At 65.3% G+C, this 19879-nt stretch carries 18 protein-coding genes; 12 read left to right on the top strand and 6 right to left on the bottom strand.

Annotated elements, in window-relative coordinates:
- Window positions 1-116 precede the first annotated feature (116 nt).
- On the bottom strand, window positions 117-1073 hold the full coding sequence (locus ACMGFE_RS11200; RefSeq protein ID WP_436925283.1) for a succinylglutamate desuccinylase/aspartoacylase family protein: 957 nt from the start codon (window positions 1071-1073) through the stop codon (window positions 117-119).
- Window positions 1074-1275: 202 nt separating this feature from the next.
- Between ACMGFE_RS11200 and ACMGFE_RS11195 the strand changes: the two genes are divergently transcribed.
- From ACMGFE_RS11195 to ACMGFE_RS11180, 4 genes are all read left to right on the top strand, one after another.
- Window positions 1276-1581 (top strand): DUF7536 family protein, encoded by a 306-nt coding sequence (locus ACMGFE_RS11195; RefSeq protein ID WP_436925282.1) that lies wholly within the window; start codon window positions 1276-1278, stop codon window positions 1579-1581.
- Between the two features lie 356 nt (window positions 1582-1937).
- On the top strand, window positions 1938-3074 hold the full coding sequence (gene citZ / locus ACMGFE_RS11190; protein ID WP_436925281.1) for a citrate synthase: 1137 nt from the start codon (window positions 1938-1940) through the stop codon (window positions 3072-3074).
- Window positions 3075-3518: 444 nt separating this feature from the next.
- Window positions 3519-4601 (top strand): threonine synthase, encoded by a 1083-nt coding sequence (locus ACMGFE_RS11185; RefSeq protein ID WP_436925280.1) that lies wholly within the window; start codon window positions 3519-3521, stop codon window positions 4599-4601.
- Entirely contained in the window at window positions 4598-5152 is a 555-nt protein-coding gene (locus ACMGFE_RS11180; RefSeq protein WP_436925279.1) for an NUDIX domain-containing protein, read from the top strand. The genes ACMGFE_RS11185 and ACMGFE_RS11180 overlap by 4 nt, the downstream gene beginning before the upstream one ends.
- Window positions 5153-5156: 4 nt before the next feature.
- On the opposite strand, the gene ACMGFE_RS11175 is transcribed toward ACMGFE_RS11180, so the two are convergent.
- Entirely contained in the window at window positions 5157-5381 is a 225-nt protein-coding gene (locus ACMGFE_RS11175) for a hypothetical protein (RefSeq protein ID WP_436925278.1), read from the bottom strand.
- A gap of 165 nt (window positions 5382-5546) precedes the next feature.
- Between ACMGFE_RS11175 and ACMGFE_RS11170 the strand changes: the two genes are divergently transcribed.
- Window positions 5547-5963 (top strand): VOC family protein, encoded by a 417-nt coding sequence (locus ACMGFE_RS11170; protein ID WP_436925277.1) that lies wholly within the window; start codon window positions 5547-5549, stop codon window positions 5961-5963.
- Between the two features lie 108 nt (window positions 5964-6071).
- Here ACMGFE_RS11170 and ACMGFE_RS11165 read toward each other — a convergent pair whose 3' ends face one another.
- Window positions 6072-7343, bottom strand: coding sequence for a TiaS agmantine-binding domain-containing protein (locus ACMGFE_RS11165; protein ID WP_436926085.1), 1272 nt, complete (start codon window positions 7341-7343; stop codon window positions 6072-6074).
- A gap of 144 nt (window positions 7344-7487) precedes the next feature.
- Between ACMGFE_RS11165 and ACMGFE_RS11160 the strand changes: the two genes are divergently transcribed.
- A complete protein-coding gene (locus tag ACMGFE_RS11160) occupies window positions 7488-8456 on the top strand; it encodes a transcriptional regulator (protein WP_436925276.1) in 969 nt (322 codons plus the stop codon).
- 31 nt (window positions 8457-8487) lie between these two features.
- On the opposite strand, the gene ACMGFE_RS11155 is transcribed toward ACMGFE_RS11160, so the two are convergent.
- Both ACMGFE_RS11155 and ACMGFE_RS11150 read right to left on the bottom strand, forming a co-directional pair.
- Complete coding sequence (locus tag ACMGFE_RS11155) at window positions 8488-9798, bottom strand: BNR repeat-containing protein (RefSeq protein WP_436925275.1); 1311 nt, start codon at window positions 9796-9798, stop codon at window positions 8488-8490.
- 1244 nt (window positions 9799-11042) lie between these two features.
- Window positions 11043-11894 carry a hypothetical protein gene (locus ACMGFE_RS11150; RefSeq protein ID WP_436925274.1) on the bottom strand — a complete coding sequence of 284 codons (852 nt, stop codon included), beginning with the start codon at window positions 11892-11894 and terminating at the stop codon, window positions 11043-11045.
- Here ACMGFE_RS11150 and ACMGFE_RS11145 point away from each other — a divergent pair.
- From ACMGFE_RS11145 to ACMGFE_RS11125, 5 genes are all read left to right on the top strand, one after another.
- The gene (locus tag ACMGFE_RS11145; RefSeq protein ID WP_436925273.1) at window positions 11820-14393 is read left to right on the top strand and encodes a hypothetical protein; all 2574 of its coding nucleotides are present in this window, start codon (window positions 11820-11822) and stop codon (window positions 14391-14393) included. The genes ACMGFE_RS11150 and ACMGFE_RS11145 overlap by 75 nt on opposite strands.
- Window positions 14393-15040: a hypothetical protein gene (locus ACMGFE_RS11140; RefSeq protein WP_436925272.1), complete on the top strand. Its 648-nt coding sequence runs from the start codon at window positions 14393-14395 to the stop codon at window positions 15038-15040. The genes ACMGFE_RS11145 and ACMGFE_RS11140 overlap by 1 nt, the downstream gene beginning before the upstream one ends.
- 321 nt (window positions 15041-15361) lie before the next feature.
- The gene (locus ACMGFE_RS11135; protein WP_436925271.1) at window positions 15362-15523 is read left to right on the top strand and encodes a hypothetical protein; all 162 of its coding nucleotides are present in this window, start codon (window positions 15362-15364) and stop codon (window positions 15521-15523) included.
- A gap of 22 nt (window positions 15524-15545) precedes the next feature.
- Entirely contained in the window at window positions 15546-16244 is a 699-nt protein-coding gene (locus tag ACMGFE_RS11130) for a hypothetical protein (RefSeq protein ID WP_436925270.1), read from the top strand.
- A gap of 260 nt (window positions 16245-16504) precedes the next feature.
- On the top strand, window positions 16505-16876 hold the full coding sequence (locus ACMGFE_RS11125) for a hypothetical protein (protein ID WP_436925269.1): 372 nt from the start codon (window positions 16505-16507) through the stop codon (window positions 16874-16876).
- Between the two features lie 174 nt (window positions 16877-17050).
- Here ACMGFE_RS11125 and ACMGFE_RS11120 read toward each other — a convergent pair whose 3' ends face one another.
- Entirely contained in the window at window positions 17051-18157 is a 1107-nt protein-coding gene (locus tag ACMGFE_RS11120) for a halocyanin domain-containing protein (protein ID WP_436925268.1), read from the bottom strand.
- Window positions 18158-18318: 161 nt separating this feature from the next.
- Here ACMGFE_RS11120 and nirK point away from each other — a divergent pair, with 161 nt between their 5' ends.
- On the top strand, window positions 18319-19410 hold the full coding sequence (gene nirK / locus ACMGFE_RS11115) for a copper-containing nitrite reductase (RefSeq protein ID WP_436925267.1): 1092 nt from the start codon (window positions 18319-18321) through the stop codon (window positions 19408-19410).
- Window positions 19411-19879: the final 469 nt, after the last annotated feature.

Below are 19879 nucleotides of genomic sequence, written 5' to 3'. Positions count from 1 at the left end.
CGAAGCGAGGCGCGGTTCAACGCGGCGAGTGCGCGAAGCACACGAGCCGCGCTTTTTCACCCATGTTTTTGGTCGGGGGGTCGCGCGACGCGCGACCCCCCGACGAAAAAGATGGCTCAGTAACTATCCACGTCGGTCCCGACCGAACAGACGTACTCGCCGGTGGCGACCTGCGGGAGGCGCCGGGCGCGCCAGAAGACGCCGCTGGAGTCGGCGGTGACGGTCTCCTTGACGCCGCCGAAGGTGTCGGTGACCTCGAAGAGCACGTCGCCGCGGGAGACGCGCTCGCCGAGGCCGGCGCGGAGCGAGACGAGGCCGCCGGCGGGGGCGCCGTACTGCTCGAAGCCGTTGGCGCGGGTCTGGGGGTTCAGGTCGACCTGGCCGTCGGTGAAGCCGTAGTACGAGAGGACGTTGAACACGCCCTCGACGCCGGTCTGGATGGACTGCTCGTCCCAGCCCACACAACCCCCGAGTTCGGGGTCGATGGTGGGGACGCCCTCGTCGGGGGCGGCGCGGGCGAGCTGGCCGTCGGGGCCCTTCTGGTCGAGGACGTAGCCGCAGTCGAACACCTTCGCGAGTTCGAGGCAGGCGTCGTGGAGGCGGTGGCGGGGGCCACAGCGGACGCGACACTCGTCGATCATGCGGGAGGTCGACCCCTGGTGGAGGTCGAGGATGAGGTCGGCGCGGCGGGCGGCCTGGAAGGTGGCGGCGGCGATGCGTTCGGTGGAGGTGCCCGTCTCGTCGCCGGGGTAGGTGCGGTTGGTCTTCGTGTCGTCGATGGGGTTGCGGTGTTCGGCGACCTGGAAAGCGTGGTAGTTGACGATGCCGACGACGAGGATCGTCCCCGCGATCTCCTGCGGATCGAGTTGCGGGACGACCCGCTGGACGACGCCGACGCCGTTGAGTTCGTCGCCGTCGCTCGCAGCCTGCATGTAGAGGGTATCGCCGTCAGCGGCGCCGTTGATGACCGCCACCGGGAGGCCCACCTGCGTCCCGTCGCGCGTCTCGCCGACCGGCAGACGGCCCGTGTCCAGCTCCCCGGGCGCCGCCTGGGCCGTACCGAGCGTCGTCATTATCACAACTGCAGAACCCGCGTCTCTTTAGCGATTCGGTGTGTCCCAGTTTCCGGGCAGTCGACGGTCGCCGCCCGACGACTACCGTCTTGCTCCGACCGTCGACCCACGGCAACCACCATCCCACGACGGCCGTCGACCCACGACGACCGTCGCAGACACCGATCGACGCGTCTTTGCCGGTCCTGACCGAAGCGCCTCCATGGCCGGCCAGCGACCGGACGGCGGTGAGTCGACGCCGGGCGGGGACCGGAACGCCGAGCAACCCGAGAGCGGTCGCGCGGCCTTCGTCGCCGCGCTTCGCGTCCGGCGCAACGCAAGGTGGGGCCTCGCCGTCGGCGTCGCCGTCGCGCTCGCCGCGTTCGTCCTCTTCGTGGCCCTCCCCGGCGCCCGCCGCTCGCCGCTGTGGTACGTCGCGCTCGGGTTCGTCCTCGCGATGTCGACCGGCGGCCTCGTCGCCTTCCTCCTGACGGTCGGCCGCGCCGTCCGCCTCTCTCGCGAACTCTGACGCCACGACCGGCCGAGGCTTCCCGATCGTCCGCCCTGCCCTGGGACCATTCTCGCCGTGAACTGCTGTTTCAGGTGCTCTCGCCTAGCGACGCGGGACGCGCTACCTCCACCGACTACCCGTTCGGGAGAATCGAACGAATGGAGATCCGAGCGCGCCGATAACGACGAACGTCGAAACGACTATCGACGACTGAAACGCCCTCGTCGCGGTGTGTCGGGTGCAGAGACGTGGGATTCGGCGGCGGGGTGGGCGGGTGTTCGATAGACGTTCGTCCAGAAACGCGTTCGGTGATTCCGTACGCGTCCATCTGCGAACGGTAACCCTTTTGCCCGGGCCAGAACAAGATCGGTGGTATGACTGACGAGCTTCGGAAAGGCCTCGAGGGAGTGCTCGTCGCCGAGTCCGATCTCAGCAAGATCGACGGCGACGAGGGGCGACTCATCTATCGCGGGTACGGTATCGAGGACCTCGCGAAACACGCGAGCTACGAGGAAGTCATCTACCTCCTCTGGCACGGCGACCTCCCCGACGCCGACGAGCTCGCGACGTTCACCGATTCGATGGTCGCCGAGCGGGCCGTCGACGCGGACGTCATCGACACCGTCGGCCAGCTCGCCGCCGCCGACGAGAACCCGATGGCCGCGCTCCGAACGGCGGTCTCGATGCTCTCCGCCTACGACCCCGACGCCGACGCCCCTGCCACGGACGAGGAGGCGACGCTCCGCAAGGGCCGGCGTATCACCGCCAAGATCCCGACGATCCTCGCGGCCTTCGCTCGCATGCGAGACGGTCAGGAGCCCGTCGAGCCCCGCGAGGACCTGGGTCACGCGGCGAACTTCCTCTACATGCTCAACGGCGAGGCGCCCGACGAGGTCCTCGCCGAGACGTTCGACATGGCGCTGGTGCTCCACGCCGACCACGGCCTCAACGCCTCGACCTTCTCGGCTATCACCACCGCCTCCACGCTCTCGGATCTCCACAGTTCGGTCACCTCGGCCATTGGCACGCTGAAAGGCCCGCTCCACGGCGGCGCCAACCAGGACGTCATGGAGATGCTCAAGGAAGTCGACGAGAGCGACCGCGACCCCATCGGCTGGGTCGAGAAGGCCCTCGACGAGGGCCGTCGCATCTCGGGCTTCGGCCACCGCGTCTACAACGTCAAGGACCCCCGCGCGAAGATCCTCGGCGAGCGCTCTCAGGAACTCGGCGAGGCCGCCGGGACGCCCAAGTGGTACGAGTACTCCACCAAGATCGAGGAGTACATGGCCGAGGAGAAGGGCCTCGCGCCCAACGTCGACTTCTACTCGGCGTCGACGTACTACCAGATGGGCATCCCCATCGACATCTACACTCCCATCTTCGCAATGAGCCGCTCGGCCGGCTGGATCGCCCACGCCGTCGAGTACGTCGCGGACAACCGGCTGATCCGCCCGCGCGCCCGGTACACCGGCCCGGAGGACCTGGAGTTCGTCGACGTGGACGAGCGATAAGGGGTTCGAGGAGTTTCTGCTGTCGCGTTCGGTTTTGCCAGTGATCCGTCGTGCGTGTCTGCTCTGGTGCGTTACTGCACCGCGAGTGGGATCGAGCGGATAGAATCTGCCCGGATCGCGGTCGTACCGGTGAGCAGAAAGCTCCGAGCCGTTCACTCCCATCCACCGCACAGCACCGCAGACAGCCTCGTACCTCCCCAGCCGACTGCGATGCTCCCTCGCTTCGCTCGGTGCGCTTCTCATCCACCGGAAGACTCGCTCCGCTCGTCTTCCGAGCCTTCGCTCGTTCTACTCGCGAAGACCTCGCGCGGTTTCGGCGCGGCACCTCGCTTCGCTCGGGCCGCGACAGCGCGCGCCACCGACACAGATCCCCCTTTGGACCTCGTCGCCAATCACAATTCGTCGACCAACACCTACAGGAGCGTACCGCACCACGACACGTCCATGCTCACCTGCGGCGACTGCGGCCGGACCTATCCCGACGACGCCGACGCGCCCTGGCGTTGCGAATGCGGCCACGCGCTGGACTACGCGGACCAGCCGCTTCCAGACTCGGACGACCCGCCCGCGCACCTCGACCGCGACCGCGGGCTGTGGGCGTTCGAGCCGTTTCTCGATACCGAACGGACGGTGACGCTCGGCGAGGGGTGGACGCCAGTCGTCGACGCGCCGGCGTGGGGGGCGCAGTTCAAACTCGAATCGATCTTCCCGACGGGGAGCTTCAAGGACCGCGGCGCGGCACTGACGGTCTCGCGGGCGGTCGAACTCGGCGTCGACCGGCTGGTCGAGGACTCCTCGGGCAACGCGGGACTCGCCATCGCCACCTACGCGGCCCGCGCGGGCATCGACGCGGCGATCTACGTGCCGGCGGACGTCAAGGCGGGGAAGCTCCGGGCGATCGAGCGGACCGGCGCCGACGTGGTGCGCGTCGAAGGGTCGCGCGGCGACGTCACCGACGCGTGCGTCGAAGCGGTAGAACGAGACGAGGGCTGGTACGCCAGTCACGCCTGGAACCCCGCCTTCTTCCGGGGGACGGCGACGGTCGCGCTCGAACTCGCCGCCCAGCGCGACTGGCAAGTCCCGGACGCCTTCGTCACGCCGCTGGGGCACGGGACGCTCCTGCTCGGCGCCTACCGCGGGTTCCAGGCGCTACGCGACGCCGGGTGGACCGACGGGATGCCGAAACTGCTGGGCGTCCAGGCCACCGGCGCGGCCCCCATCGTCGACGCGCTCGATGGAACCGGTTCCGAGGAGCCGAGCAACACCGCCGCCGACGGCATCCAGATCCGCGAACCGGCCCGCGAGGACCAGATCCTCGAAGCCATTAGGGAGACAGACGGGGACGCGGTCGCGGTCGGTCCCGACGCGACCGAGCGCGAGCACGACCGCCTCGCCCGGGCGGGATTCCACGTCGAGTCGACCAGTGCGACGGCCACGGCGGCGCTCGCGGCGTTCCGGGAGCGGGGTACGGTCTCGCCGGACGACGACGTGGTCGTGGCGCTCACGGGGACGGGACTGAAAGGATGACGAAGCGAAAAGCCAGCTACTGCCCGTACTGCGGGGCCGCCCTCGAAACGAAGCGATCGGAAGGCCGCGACAGGCGGTTCTGCCCGGACTGCGGGGAGTTCGTCTATCAGAACCCGATGCCGGGGGCGTCGGTCGTCGTCCTCGACGGGGACTCGGCGCTCATGATCGAGCGCGCTATCCCCCCGGACGTGGGCGCGTGGGCCGTCCCCGGTGGGATCCTCGAAGTCGACGAGTCCGCGCGCGTCGGCGCCGGTCGCGAACTCGAAGAGGAAACCGGACTGTCGGTCGACCCCGACGCGCTCGAACTCGTCCGGACCGGCTTCGACGTCGACGACCCGGACGACGGCTCGTACCTCTCGATCACGTTCGCCGTCGAACGCGAGGCGACCAGGGGCGCGGTCGACCCGGGGCCGGAGGCCACCGACGCGCGGTTCTGGTCGTTCGCGGAACTCCGGGAGGAGCGCGCGGCGGCGCGGTCGGTCGACCTGCGGCGCGTGGAGGCGGCGGTCGAGCGGTTGCGGGGCGAGACGGTCGAGTTCGCGGCGAAGTGACTCTCTATCGCCAGAGTTCGCGGTCGATGACCACGTCGGCGTCGACGGAGAGACGCGACTCGGCGACCCCGTCGCGGTCGGGTGCGTCGGAGTAGAGGATGTAGCGCCGGCTGTCGTCGGTGCGCGTCCTGACGACCGCCGGCAGAACGTCCTCGGGCGCGGCAGTCGGCGGCGGCGGCGGCCCGATCACGACGCGCCCGTCACGGGTTTCCGAGGATTCCTCTGCCATATCCGCTCAGACGGCCTCACCGATCATTGTTACGAGTTAGCTACCCGCTATCAAGCCCGCTTAACGGCGAATTAGGCCCTCCCTCGACGCCGATCCCACCGGAAGACGGCGGTCCGCTCGGCCCCGACCGACACCGTTTACCCCCCGGCAGTCGCTCACTCGGACATGCCCGGAAGCGTCCACCACACCGGTACGACCGTCGCAGACCTGGACCGCGCCGTCGACTTCTACACCGAGGTGTTCGACCTCGACGTCCTCGCCGAGTTCGAGGCCTCCGGCGAGGAGTTCGCCACTGGCGTCGGCGTCGAGAACGCGACCGGCCGGTTCGCCCACCTCGACGGCGACGGCACCCGCGTCGAACTCGTCGAGTACGAACCAGCGGGCGGCGAGGCCGTCGCCGACAGCGTCAACGACCGCGGCGCCAAGCACCTCGGCTTCGGCGTCGAAGACGTCGAGGCCTTCTACGAGGCCCTCCCCGACGACGTCGAGACGCTCAGCGAACCCCAGACCTCCGAGACCGGCACGACCATCCTCTTCGTCCGCGACCCGGAAGGCAACCTGATCGAAGTGCTGGACGCGTAGGCACCGACTAATCGACCGTTTCGGCGCGCGCTGTCGCGAGTTCTCGCTTGCTCGTGAGCGGAGCGAACGGGGGATCCAGCCGCTCACGGTCGTCACCGCGGCGAACTGCTACCGCTCGGGATGCGTCGGCGCGTCGAATCCGCCGCGAACGAGCGGTTTCGCGACGTGGCGGCGGGCACAGGGCGGCACCTCGTACCACCCGGGTTCGAGGTCCCGCTCTACCGGCCGCTCGACTTTCCCGTCGGCGCTCGTCCCACAGTCCCGGCACCGGAAGCCCTGCCCGGCGCCGGCGGAACTCATCGACCGGCCGCACTCCGGGCATGTCGGATTCTCCAGTTCCGTCGTCACCAGATCCCGGACGGCGAACTTCTCCAGTTTCAGCGTCCCGTCGCTCACCTCGCCGCAGACGGTCAGGCGGTCCCCCACGCGCAGCGACCGCACGCGGTCCCGGAACCGCTTCGTGGGCTCGAAGGCGGCGACTTCCAGTCGCTCCCCGTCACCGCTCCGCACCGTGCAGAAGACGTGTCCGCCCTCGCGTGTCTCCGGCGGGTCGACCACCTCGCCGTCGGTGCGGTAGGCTCGCCCGTCGGAGACGGCCGAAAATCCATCGACCGACCGCAGATGCGCGTCCGTCCCCTGGTTGGTCACGAAGAGCGCCCGCCGGACCACGGGCTCGCCCTCGATTGCGTCGGCCACCGACCGCACGGTTTCTGGGTCGTCGCCGCGGATACCGTGCAGGATGGGGCAGGGCGTTCGCGGGACGCAGACGGGATAGCCCTCGCCGCGGTCGACGGTGTCCCAGGCGTCCGGATACGCCCGTTCGGCGGCCGAACGGATCGACTCCCAGTCGACCTCGCGGTCGGTGCCCCAGCGGTCGCGCTCGCGGTAGGAGATGCACTCGTAGGTCCACTCGTCGAACGCGCGCCAGGCGCCGACTGCGGCGAGGGCGCCGATGCGGCCGCGCCCGTTGCCGGCGTGGGCGGACTCGTAGCCCGCATCGGCGGCCAGTTCGACCGCGTCGGCCACGTCGTGGTAGTCGCGGACGGCCGTCCGAGCGAAGTCGGCCACGGCGCCGGGGACGCCCTCGGGGGACCCGGGTGCGACGACCACGCCGGGGTTCGTCCGCGGATCGGCGGTCTCGGCCAGGTCGAGGTGGTCCCGGGCGAGCGCGAGCGCGCGCTCCGGGTCGAGGTCCGTGTGGACGGCGAGCGCGGCGTTCCCCCGGGTCTTGTGTTCGACGCCGGGATTGAGCCGCACCAGCAGGCGGCGCTCGACGCGGCCGCCGGCCTCGCGGACCTGCTCGGCGAGGGTCGCGGCGACGTAGGTCGTGCACATCCCGCGTTCGCGGGAATCGGTGTCGTCGAGGCCGATGACGGTCACGAACGCCCGTAGCGCGGTCGCGGGCAAACGGGTTTCGACTGCGTTTCTCTACATCAATCTATCGGTTAACGCGAAAGAACGGGGCGTAGGGACAGTCTACGGGCGGCACAACGCATATATGCAGTGACGTACTTACGAATACGTATGTCACGGTCGGCACTGGTCGGCAACGTCACCGCGATGTTGGAGGACGCGGGCTTCGTGGTGAGCGAGCGCTGTGCCATCCGGCCCAAGAGCTTCGACGTCGCGGCCCGCCGCGGGGAGGAGGTCCTCCTCGTGAAGATCCTCGGCAACATCGACGCGTTCGACGGCCAGACCGGCGCCGAGATGCGCCGCCTCGGCACCTACCTCGGCGCCACCCCGATGGTCATCGGTCTGCGAACCAGGGACGAGGAGCTCAAACCGGGCGTCACGTACTTCCGCCACGGCGTCCCGGTCCTCTCGCCCGACACGGCGATGGATCTCTTCGTCGAGGAGGTCCCGCCGCTCATCTACGCCGCGCCCGGCGGCCTCTACGTCAACATCGACAGCGACGTCCTCGCGGGCGCCCGCGAGGACCGCGACTGGTCGCTGGGTCGGCTGGCGAACGAACTCGGGGTCTCCCGTCGCACCGTCTCGAAGTACGAGGACGGCATGGACGCCTCCGTCGAGGTGGCCAGCCAGCTCGAGGAGCTGTTCGACGAGCCGCTCACGGCGCCCGTCGACGTCCTCGACGGCGCCGACGAGGTGCGCGAGGACGAGCCGACGCCCGAGGACCCCGAGGTCGACCCCGAGGACGAGCCCATCGTCGCCGTCCTCACCCGCGTCGGCTTCGACGTCCACCCGACGGACCGCGCGCCATTCAAGACCGTCAGCGAGAACGAGCGCCGCGAGGAGGAGATGCTGACGGGCCACTCCGAACTCACGAAGACTGCGGAGAAGCGCGCCCGCATCATGTCCTCGGTCGGCAAGGTCACGCGGACCCGCTCGGTGTACGTCGTCGAGCGCGCCACCCGCGAGTCCGTCGAGGGCACCGCTATCATCGAGGAATCGGAGATGGAGAACCTCGAAGAGGCCGACGAACTCCGCGACATCATCCGCGAGCGCGCCGACATCGAAGGCAGCTCGGCGTAAGCGCGTCGCGGCCCCGGCGTTCGGTTTTCCGCTACTCGAACGCGTAGAGCCGCAGCGTCGTCGGTTCGGGCCTGCCCTCGCGTGCCCGGTCTCGATTGGCCGGCAGCGTCTCCCAGCGGAGGGCGTACGTGCGAGTGTCTTCGCCCTGTTCGGTGCCAGTCGCCGAATCCGCGACCCACTGCACTTCGTACTCACCACCCGCTGTCGGCCGGCGGAGTTCTTCGGAGAGGCCGTGCCAGGGCACGTCAGCACCCTCGACAGCCAGCATCTCCGGATCCAGGACCCATCGGCCGGGACCGTACTCGGCGTGCCAGAACGTCTGGACGAGGCGGTCGTCGGCGACGCGAACGGGGTCGACCAGGATCTCGTCGTCCAGCGTGCCGTGACCGCCGAACTCCCAGCAGTAGTCCCAGTCGCTGACCTGCGAGACGGTCCAGTCGCCGGCGCTCGCGGCGTCAGTGGCGCTGCTGGAATCGCCGTCCGGACCGCCGCCGTCGAGCCGCGCGTCGTAGACCTGCGTGTCCCCGTCGGCGTCGTGCCTGTGATACGAGATGACGGGTCGACCCGCCGCGTCGAACCCCACGGCGACGTTGCTGTTGAGCAGCCCCTCGCCGGCGGGGACGGGGTCGACGACTGCGCCGTCGTCGGCGGTGATCGGCAGTTCGAGCGCCCGTCCGTCTGCTCGCACCCAGTCGACGAGATTCGAACTCCGGGCGTACGAGAGGTCGTGGTTCGTGGCGGCGTCGGGCGTGTCGCGCCACACCCACGCGAGGTGGTAGTCGCCGTCGGGGCCGCGGACCGGCCCGGTCGGATAGGCGTTCATCTCCCCCCGTCCGTCGAGCAAGGGTTCGTCGAGGAGCCGGCGCCACGTCTCCGTCTCGGGGTCGTAGGCGTTCAGCAGGCGGCGACCGTCGCCGCTGCCGCCGTCGCGGTACATGAACACGAGGTCGCCGCCCGGGCCGTCGAGGAACGTCGGATAGGTGACCGCGTCCTCGTCGCGGCCGACGAGTCCGTCGACGCGGCGGAGCGTCGTCGCGTCGAGCGGTTCGGTGCTCCGGAAGTACACCAGCGGGTCGACGTGCATGTTCCCGCTGACGTGGAGGTGGCCGGCGGAATCGACGGCCGCCACGATATCGTTGTGGCTGTCCCACCCGATTCGCTCGTCCAGGTGTGTCCGCGTCCACTCGTCGTCGTCGAGGTCGCGCTGGGCGACGGTCAGCCGTCGCTCGGCGTCGTAGTAGGCGACGAACTGCCGGCTCTCGGCCGTCAGCAGGTCGAACCCGACCGGGTGGCCGGCCCAGACGTCGTCGACCGCGACAGTGGACGCGGCTCTTCGCTTCACCGGGGGTCGCATGTCTCCCGGTATTTCGTCGGGCTGTCGTAACACCGTCGGATCTGTGGGGCGGGTTCCGTGGTTCGGCACGACCAGGGGTTCGTAACTTGACTCTCGCCATGATGTTCAAAATGAAAACAAATATTAGCAACTGGATATCTCGTGGAAGCAATGGGACCACTGGGTCGAATTGGGGCACTTGGGTGTGCGCTGATATTGGTGATTGCAGCGATTCCTCCGGTAACGGGGGAACAGGTACTGCTTCGGGCGTCGGACTCGCCGGTGCCGGCAACGAGGGCGGTTTGGCAGCGGCCGGGAATACGCCGTCGGAACCATCGGTGGCACTGAAGGCCGAGGCCGCGACGGCTATCGAGGACGTGAGCGTCTCGAAGCCGCGGTTCGCGTCCGCACGTGATCGCGCTTCCGAGCGGATCAACGGGACGCTCAGCGAATATCGTGGTCCGGTTCGCGTCGAATCAATGGGAGTGTTCACTGACGATGCTGTGGCCGTACAGGCGCTCGTGAAACTCGCCCGCTCGGAGGCGAATGTCACTGCACTGCGGGCGAGCCGGTACGTCGCGCTGGCGGACAACCAGACCGCACAGCAGGCCATCACCGACGCACGGCGCGCTCTAGAGCAGACGGAAGGCGAGATGGACAACCAGGGTCTCCGACGGAGTGCCGAGGCGCACGTCCGCAACGCCGAGCGGCAGTTCGACCGTGCACAGCGTCGCCTCAACCGGGCGAACGACTCCGACGGGGCGCGGGCGGTCCGTCGATACGCGCAGGCGATCCGAACGATGCGGACGTCTTGGCAGCAGGCTCAGCAAGCGCTCCACCTGATCGATCGGGGGACCACACCGTCGGTCGCGATCATCGATCGATCCGACCCGATCCGCAACGGCACCACAGAAGCGACGCGGACTGTCGCCGTTCGAGTGTCGGACCCACGGGCGTGGACGCTCGGGAATCTCACCGTCTCCGTGAACGGGCGAGAACAACTCAGTCGGCAACCGAACGTCATTCGAGGTGGCCCCGCAGACAATTTGACGTTTCTAGTTCCGGTCACCCTCACAGAACGCGTCGCGAACGTCACTGTCGCCGTAGCCGACAACGATCGGAAGCCCGGCGAGCGCGGCGGAAGCGGCTCGACCGCACAGGCGACTGCGACGCTTCGCTTGGACGGAGACGGTCTGAACGAGTCGACAGAAATGGAACTCGGAACGGATCCGCTTGATCCGGACAGCGATTCGTCAGAGACCGAACGTGACGAGAGCGGCGATGGTATCATCGATGGTCGCGCGGACTTCGACCGCGACGGTCTCGGGACGCTCTCGGAGTTCGCACTCGGGACTGGTCCGCTCTCGGCTGACACGGATGACGACGGACTCCGCGATGGGGTTGAACAGTACTTCCTCCCGACGAACCCGCTCTCGGCCGATACGGACGAGGACGGGACCCTCGACGGTGCCGAGGACTATGACGGTGACACATTGACCACGGCCGAGGAGATCGAAGCCGGAAGTTCGCCGTTCCTCGCGGATACGGACAGAGACGAACTTCGTGACCCGGTGGAAGTGAGCGGAGAGACGAACGTCACGGACCCCGACACCGACGACGACGGACTGCTCGACGGAGTCGAAGGGACCGAACAATTCGATACGGATCCGCTCGATCCGGACACGGACGACGACGGCATACTCGACGGCAACGAGACCTACACAACGACGACCGGGAACGAGTCGCTCGACGCGACCGTCGACATCACCGGCGAGGGTAACGTCGCCGGGAAGACGACGGTCGAGGAGCCGACGCACGTCCGCTATCAGGAAGAGTACACGCCGAACGCGTCGGTCGCACCGTTCGTCGAGTTCGAGTCGCAGGCGAACTTCTCGCGGGCGAACATCACGATCGCGTACAACGAGTCGCGCGTCGAGAGCAGCGAGGGTAACCTCTCGATATATCGGTTCAACGAGAGCGCGCAGCGCTACGAGCACGTCAATTCGACCGTGGATCCCGACTCGAATACGGTGACGGCGACGACCGAGCACTTCTCGACGTACACGGTCTTCGACAACCAGCAGTGGCTGGATTTCCTCCAGCATCGCAACGACATCCTCTCGATGCGGCCCAACGGCACCAACACCGAGCGGATCGAAAACTGGACGTTCGAGTCGATGCCGTCGTCGATCGCGGCCAGCAACTGGTCCTGTAATATCGAGCCACGCAGCGATGGCTTCAAAGACGAACCAGCGAACGGTGACTGCGAGATCGAGTCCGACCGCGATTCGATCCGCGTCTTGGAGAAGACCAATCGCGAGCGGTACCTGAATCGTTCGCAGACGCTGCCCGACGACGGGCCGCTGTTCGTGAAGGTGAAAGTGACAGCGCACGTCCAGAGTTCGTGGTCACATAGCGCGGCGGTATTGACGGTCACCTCCGAGGGGGAGGAGACGGACATCTACCGCCTGGAGACCGACACGAGTTCGAGTTCGAAGACGCGAACGGCGACCCGGCGGCTGAACATCACCGAGTACGCCGGCGAGAACGTCACCGTCTCGCTGCGAGCCGACGCCCGCCACACCGGCGGCGACAACTCCTGGCTGCGAGCGCACTACGTCGACTTCGAGGCGCCCACCGAGGAAGTCGTCCAGCGGGATTCCGATGGCGACGGCATCCCCGACTTCCGCGAAGTGACGGGTATCCCGCTGGCCAACGGCGACGTCGTCTATACAGACCCCCTCTCGAACGACACCGACGGCGACGGCCTCGAAGACGGCGAAGAAGTCGACATCACCTCCCGAGTCACGCAGGAACCGCCGAACAGCCAGGCGCTCGAAACGGGATACCGCTGGTCGAGTAATCCCGCCCTCGGACACAAAGACACCGACGGCGACGGACTCACCGATTCGACGGAACTTGACGGCTGGCGGGTCCCGACGATCAATCGGAGCGGAACGGCCTACCAGTACGCTCCGCGTGATGCGAACGGTTCGATAGCGGTTTCGTCGGATCCGAGTGACGCGGACTCCGATAGCGACGGCGTAACCGATTACGCCGAGAAGTTTCGCACGCACACCGACCCCAGCGGAGACGTGCGCTACGCCATCGCTGGCACATTGGTCGTCAGCGAGTACGCCGACACGCTGGACCACGACCAGGACGGCTTCCCCGACGAATTAGAGATCGATGGGATCGCGACGCAGGTCAACGGCGAGTTCACTCGGATCGAAACCGATCTGTTGAGCCCCGATACGGACGATGACGAGCTCCACGAGGCCGAAGAGTTCCGATCGAGAGAAGTGATCGGTCGTGACGTCGGACCAACCGAGGTACAGATGTCGGTCTTCCCGTTAATCAGTGATCCGACAAAAACCGACTCCGACGGCGACGGACTATACGACCTGACCGAACACACGGCCGACTCGGATCCCCTCCTCGCCGACTCGGACGGCGATAAGATCGGCGACTTCCGGGACAAGAACCCGATGTCAGACGATTCGCCGCCTGCCGTGCAGTTCGATCTGGAGAAAATGGATCGCATCGGCGGGTTCTTCCGCATCACCGACGACTCCGAGATCGCCTCGATCGACGTGAAAGCCCACTATCCCGGAGTCGGCTGGAAACTTCGGCCAGAGGCTGAGGGGACGATCGAAGAAGACGAACGGTATTCGTTCGGTGTCGGGACCCACAACGCGAAGAAGGCGGATAAATACTGGGTCAACATCACAGATACGAACGGGAACACGGCCAGTTATCTCTTCGAATTCGAGGTCCAAGGAGGGGATATTGCGAGAACTGCAGTAGTTACTGGTAGCGGACTTGCCGTTTCGACGGACCCGTATATTGGTGACAACCTGCTCGGTGGTGCAATAGCAATTGGTGGGATTATATTTATCGCAAACGCCGCCGAGCACATCAGTGATGTTGAAAAGGACCAGATCGGCTCGTTCCTCGCGGCCGAACCAGTTAACCAGTGGGAGGGCACCGTTGTCGGGCATGTCACACTTCGGCCGGGTTTCGCTGAGACGGCCAACGGCCAGACGTGGGGCCGTGGCTGGGCGTACATCCAGGCGACTTCCGGTGTCACGCAGGACCAGATCGGCGACATCCTCCAGAACGGCGAGCACGTTGCCGGTGAAGGGGCGGTAGACTACGTCATCGGGCAGGCCGGCGAGCGGGCGATCATCCTGACCATCATCGGTGGGACGCTGATGGCGGCGTCGCAAACCGCTTACGACGAGTGTTCTGAGACCACAGTAGATCTGGACGAGACTGACGACTGGCAGTATTCAGACCCGAATAAGCCAAATAAGCCATTCGATGGGGACAAGTCTGCTGTGCGAAGTGCGTTTGAAGAGGTGGTGACGGTGTTCAAAGGTAGCAACGGTAAGTGGTACCATATTATCAAAGTCGGTCCAAACCGATTCGCGATAGCAGTGACCCTTGCCAAATCCGGAGGGAGCGGCAAATTTTATCGGTATCTTCAAACATTCCTTACTAATATCGAGAACGGACAGACATTCTTCGAGAATTTGAAAGACGCCGAGGACTATATTGAGGATGAAGAAGTAAAAAATTACGACAAGGTAGATTGTAAGTAATGACGGCATCTGAAAGACCCTATAAAAAAGCCGAGGAAGAACGAGAACGGGGGAATCTCGTCGAGGCCGGGGAGTGGTATACGAGCGCTGCGTTCAAAAAGGCCGCAAGTATGCCGCTATATCCGAGTTCTGGAGGAGAATTAAAGCATTTCCTCGAAGCGGCGACCTGTTACAGAATCGCAGGGCGGATGAACCGCTGTGTAAACCGTTGTCGAACCGGGATCCTGCGTGCAGAAGAGATGGCGGACCGAGCATTATCAGCCCCGACACCTGATCGCGATATTCATCACGCTGATCGAGGTGGGTGGTACGAAGCAGTCGGGATGTTTAGGCTCGTCGGAAACGTAGGTGGAGTCGAGGACGCATACGACAACGCCTTCTCGATCTACGAGGAAGCGGGAGATCCACGCTCTCACAGAGCCGAGCCCCCGAAAACAACGCTGTACACGTGGTTCTATACCCTCGAACACGCGGCGACAGGCGATTCGACGACGATGGAGTTCAGGAAACAGCAAACGTATATCGAATTCGCGGAATACGTCCGAGAAAAAATCCCCCAGTACTTGCAAACACTCGAAGAAACAGGTGAATGGGGGAATGAGGGAGCTTCTGATGGAGAATACGGTTCAAGAGATGGCTCAAATTAGTGATCTTCAGTTGAAGACGCGAAAGACCAGCTAAAACGACAACCCGACGACCCTGGCTGAATCGATAACGGCCTGAACGAGTGTTAATATGACGGATAACCCGGTGTACGAGTACAAGGACCGAGCTGAAGAGGCACGGAGTGATGGGAATTACGATGAGGCCGGCCGATGTTATACGCTCTCCGCCTATCAGGCCTTTGGGAAATGTTACTACCCGGATCCTGAATCGATCAGTACTGGTACGTATATCGGCCTCGGGATGTCGAGCGAACCGTCAAGGACCCAGACTACATTTACCAGAACGGTAGAAACCGCCTCTATGTGAAGGAAATCGACGGAAGGTGGGTGACCGTGCGGGCTTACCTGGTTGACGGTGTATACATTGTCGGAACTGCACCGGTCTACGAGTCACTTTCGGAGGTCAAGGACTTCCTCGAGAGAAAGGGGTATCCGAAATCACTAATCTACGAGAGAAACAAATAATAGCCCCTTCACCTCCAAACAAATGCCCGACGACGAAATCAAGGACACCGCTTCAGAGGAGCAGGCCGGGACAGTGTTAGATCTACTTCAGGGGTACAATCGGTACGCCAGAGAGTTGCGAGAGAACGGTCAGTTAGCACCTGCCGGAGAGTATTACGTAGCTGGCGCCCGCGGAAGACTCATGCGATCTTGGCCACTACCGGATGGTGCATCTGAAAATGTGCAGCCATCTCCAACGTATTCTATCTCTCAATTCACATACGGGATGCGAGAGCTGCTCTTGGGTTCACTCTGTTTTCGGTTAGCTGGTTCCTCTGACCGTTGTCGTAATCATAGCGAGCAGGGTTGTCTGATCGTTTCTGATCTGATCAGAGGGAAAGAACTCGAAGCCGAACCAGAACTCGGTCTTTGTCACGAAATCCTGGGAGATCTGCGAGTAGTCGGTGAGATCGAGAATGCCGATGAGGCGTACGAAACCGCGGCTGAGTTCTATTCGGGAACGGATTCCCACCTCGGATGGCAGATGGAGGATGGGTTTGACGATTTCAGCCTCTTGGTCACCGACTTAGCAGACTCAGCGGGATACACCATCAGTACTGAGACGCGAGAAGAAGTGACTAGAACCTCTCTTGATGCTCGTATCAGATTCAAGCGAAACCACTTTGCGAAGATTATTGACACAGTCCTCGCTGCTGGCAACTGGGAATCTAAGGTTCTCTGATTTCTCCCGAGTGAGAAGACTCTATGAACAAGCGATTACAGGAATTAAAGGGCGAGGGTCGAAAGGCCCTCAAATCACACGAGTTCGAGACTGCGGCTCAGAAGTTCACGTCAGCGGCGCATCTTTCGTTTGCCTCGGGAAGATTCGAGTGCCTGGATACGGTCAGCCCTGGACTCGCGTTACTGCTCAGAGCTAGTCTCAGTTATCGGATAGGCGGTTCCGAACAACGCTCCAGATATCGAGCACGGAGTGGCATTTTAGTGCTAGAAGAACTCGAAACGCTGGCCGTCGAGACCGATGTGGAGTGTGGACTCCTCGCCGAATACAGCGGTGATTTTGAGGTCGTTTCTGGTGGCTCTGACGGTGCTGATTCGTATCGGCAAGCGCTCGACTACTATTCGAGCTACGAAGAGGACAATGGAATTGACGAGCGGATCGGTCAGATGTCAGAACCACCATTCCAAGAAAACACCGAACTCCTCCGTGAATTGACCACCGCTGCACAGATGTCTATCCACGAGGAGAATGCGACAGAGATCGAGTATCACTCTCCTGTCGCACGAATACAGTTCAAACAGGACAGGTTCCCGGATGTGATCGAATCGGTCGCCGAACGGCAACAGTGGCTATGAACCGGGATTCAAAAATACGTGACTTCGAACGCTGGCTCGAAATACCGCGAACGACCTCCGGCTGAACGGACCAAATTGAGACGGTTGCAGAGCCATACCGAACCGCGACCCCCGCAGTTCTCGCAGCGATTCCGCATAACGCGCCCGAACTGGGCCGGTGACCGAGTCGACCGCTCAGTCCGCGGGGTGCGTCGGCGGCCGACGCTCGTCGTCCTCGTCTTTCCGCCGGCGGCGGGCGACGATCTCGCTGGCGACGAACGGCGCGGCGACGATGGCGCCGGCGAGGCCCCACAGCGAGGTCTCGAAGAGGTCGATGCCCGCAGCGCCCGACGCGGCGCCGGCGGGGTTCCCGACGACGACGGCGCCCTTCATCCCGGCGGCCTGGTGGGGCGTACAGGCGTACTTCACCACGCCCTGGCCGTCGAGTTCGAGCGCGTAGGTGTCGCCCTCCGACCCCTGCATCGCGCTCTCGAAGTCGTGGGTCTCGCCGGCGACGTTGTGCTGGCCGCCCTTGCCGGTCCACTCCCAGACGACCTTCGTGCCGGGGTCGACCCGGACCGCAGCGGGACCGAAGGCGAAGGGCCCGCCGTTGCCCTCGGCGCCGACCTCGATCGTCACCTCGTCCTGGCCGGTCTTGTCGACCGTGCCGTCGAAGTTGCCGACGTTCTCGAACCAGCCGTCGTAGTCGGGTTCGACGAACTCGCCGCCCGCAGCGGTGCCGTCGCCGCCGCTGGTCTCGGTGCCGCTCGCGCCGTCACTGTCCGAACCGCCCGAGCCGCCCGACTCGCCCCCGCTCGCGCTCGGGACGGTCACCTCGGCGTCGCCGACGACGACGGCGCCTTTCATCCCCATCGCCTTGTGTGGGACGCAGGCGTACTTCGTGACGCCCGCGCTCTCGAAGGTGTGGGTGAACGTGGCGCCCGCCTCGCTGATCATGTCGCTCTCGAAGCTGCCGTCTTCGGCGACGACGTTGTGCGGCGTGCCCTCGCCGGTCCACTCCCAGACGACTTTCGTGCCGGGGTCGACCCGGACCGCGGCCGGGCCGAACCCGAAGGCGCCGTTGTTGCCCTGGACGCCCACTTCGACGGTCACTTCGCTCTTGCCGGTCTCGTCGACCACGCCGTCGACGTTGCTGACGTTCGAGAACCAGTCGCTCAGGTCGGTCGACTGTGCGGCCGCGGGGGCGGACCCGACCGTCGCGAGTCCGCCCGCGGTCGCCCCGATAGCGAGGGTCTTCATCACGTTCCGACGCCCCTCGTCGATGCCGTCGTCTCCGTTCATATCTCTCCGTAGCCACCTTCGTCAAATAACCCCCAGCGGGCGTTCCCGTGAACTGAGAACCCGCGAACGGTGGCCGAACATGTTCGTCGCCCCCGCACACCTCCGAGAAAACGCGCCTCGGTTATACCCTCACTCGACCGACATGCAGATGTGACCGCCCCATGACCAACTCACCACGCACCACCCGTCGAACGTTCCTGAAGACCAGCGCTGCGGCGGGTGCCGCCGCAGTCGCCGGCTGTGCCGGCGAGATTCCCGCGGACAAGGTCACCTACACGGAGGTCGACAGCGGGCCCCGGTCGCTCGACGCCCCGAAGGCGACGACCGCCGACCGCGTCGCCGCGGACCCGACGGACATCCCCGCGCCCATCGACCGCGACGAGCCCGCTACCGTCGAGGTCGAACTCACGACGAGGGAGGTCACCGCCGAGATCGAGCCCGGCGTCACCTTCGAGTACATGACCTTCGACGGCCAGATCCCGGGGCCGATGATCCGCGCCCGCGTCGGTGACACGGTCGATCTGACCATCACCAACGCCGAGGACAACCGGATGCCGCACAACATCGACCTGCACGCGGTGCGCGGGCCGGGCGGCGGCGCCGAGGCGACGATGGTCGAGCCCGGTGAGTCCACGCGCGTTCGCTTCACGGTCACCTACCCCGGCGCGTTCATCTACCACTGCGCCGTCGCCAACCTCGACTACCACATCTCCTCGGGGATGTTCGGCATCATCCTCGTCGAACCCGAGGAGGGCTTGCCCGCGGTGGACCACGAGTTCTACCTCGGCCAGCACGAGGTGTACACCGACGGCGAGACGGGCCAGGAGGGCCACCACACCTTCGACATGGGCGCGATGGCCCGCGAGGACCCCACGTACGTCCTCATCAACGGCGAGAAGTACGCCATCACGCCCGACAACTACGCCGACATGACCGCCGAGACCGGCGAGACCGCCCGCGTGTACTACTGCGTCGGCGGGCCGAACCTCGCCAGCTCGTTCCACCCCATCGGGAGCGTCTGGGACGAGGTGTACCCCCAGGGCGGCCTGGGCGGCCGACCCCAGCGGAACATCCAGACGACGCCCGTCCAGCCCGGCAGCACCGCCATCGCGACGATGCACTACCCGGTTCCCGGCCCGGTCAAGCTCGTCGACCACGCGCTCTCGCGGGTCGCCCGCAAGGGCGCACTGGCCGTGATCGACGTCCAGGGCGAGGAGAACCCCGAAATCTTCGACCCCGACCCCGACGCCTGAGGAGCGTCGACGGACCGTCGGGGTTGGCGTTTCGGCATGGACCTCCGTTCGACTATCGAAAGCATTCCCGTTTTCTGCCGTGGCGCGCGCTGTCGCGGGTTTCATCCCGCGACGTAACCGTGCGAGGGATGAGCGACCGAAGGGAGCGAATCGGTTGGGGAGGCGTGAGGCGCGGTGCTGTGCGGTGCGGATTCCGGTTTTCTGGTGTCCTGGCGAGCGAAGCGGGCCAGGGCTCAGGAGAGCTTGCTCTCCTGGTGGACTGAAAGGGCGAGACCAGGTCGCGCGGTCTGCGCGGGCCCTATCCGAGGGAGCGCCAGCGACCGAGGATATCCCGCACAGACCGCGCGAGCGGGTCGAGGGCTTTCATCGCTTGTCATTCCCAGCGAGAGCAGCTGTTCCTAGCGAGCGGGTCGAGGGCTTTCATCGCTTGTCATTCCCAGCGAGAGCAGCTGTTCCTAGCGAGCGGGTC

It is taken from the genome of Halosimplex amylolyticum (assembly GCF_051414035.1).
Classification (GTDB): Archaea; Halobacteriota; Halobacteria; order Halobacteriales; family Haloarculaceae; genus Halosimplex; species Halosimplex amylolyticum.
The sequence above is the reverse complement of the archived record's forward strand: the minus strand, read 5'-3'. Positions and strand labels throughout refer to the sequence as shown.

Excerpts from the sequence above, each read along its gene's own strand:
- ACMGFE_RS11200 (WP_436925283.1), bottom strand. The coding sequence starts at position 1,073 with ATGACGACGCTCGGTACGGCCCAGGCGGCGCCCGGGGAGCTGGACACG.
- ACMGFE_RS11195 (WP_436925282.1), top strand. The coding sequence starts at position 1,276 with ATGGCCGGCCAGCGACCGGACGGCGGTGAGTCGACGCCGGGCGGGGAC.
- citZ (WP_436925281.1), top strand. The coding sequence starts at position 1,938 with ATGACTGACGAGCTTCGGAAAGGCCTCGAGGGAGTGCTCGTCGCCGAG.
- ACMGFE_RS11185 (WP_436925280.1), top strand. The coding sequence starts at position 3,519 with ATGCTCACCTGCGGCGACTGCGGCCGGACCTATCCCGACGACGCCGAC.
- ACMGFE_RS11180 (WP_436925279.1), top strand. The coding sequence starts at position 4,598 with ATGACGAAGCGAAAAGCCAGCTACTGCCCGTACTGCGGGGCCGCCCTC.
- ACMGFE_RS11175 (WP_436925278.1), bottom strand. The coding sequence starts at position 5,381 with ATGGCAGAGGAATCCTCGGAAACCCGTGACGGGCGCGTCGTGATCGGG.
- ACMGFE_RS11170 (WP_436925277.1), top strand. The coding sequence starts at position 5,547 with ATGCCCGGAAGCGTCCACCACACCGGTACGACCGTCGCAGACCTGGAC.
- ACMGFE_RS11160 (WP_436925276.1), top strand. The coding sequence starts at position 7,488 with ATGTCACGGTCGGCACTGGTCGGCAACGTCACCGCGATGTTGGAGGAC.
- ACMGFE_RS11150 (WP_436925274.1), bottom strand. The coding sequence starts at position 11,894 with ATGCTGGAGGAAATCCAGCCACTGCTGGTTGTCGAAGACCGTGTACGT.
- ACMGFE_RS11140 (WP_436925272.1), top strand. The coding sequence starts at position 14,393 with ATGACGGCATCTGAAAGACCCTATAAAAAAGCCGAGGAAGAACGAGAA.
- ACMGFE_RS11130 (WP_436925270.1), top strand. The coding sequence starts at position 15,546 with ATGCCCGACGACGAAATCAAGGACACCGCTTCAGAGGAGCAGGCCGGG.
- ACMGFE_RS11120 (WP_436925268.1), bottom strand. The coding sequence starts at position 18,157 with ATGAACGGAGACGACGGCATCGACGAGGGGCGTCGGAACGTGATGAAG.
- nirK (WP_436925267.1), top strand. The coding sequence starts at position 18,319 with ATGACCAACTCACCACGCACCACCCGTCGAACGTTCCTGAAGACCAGC.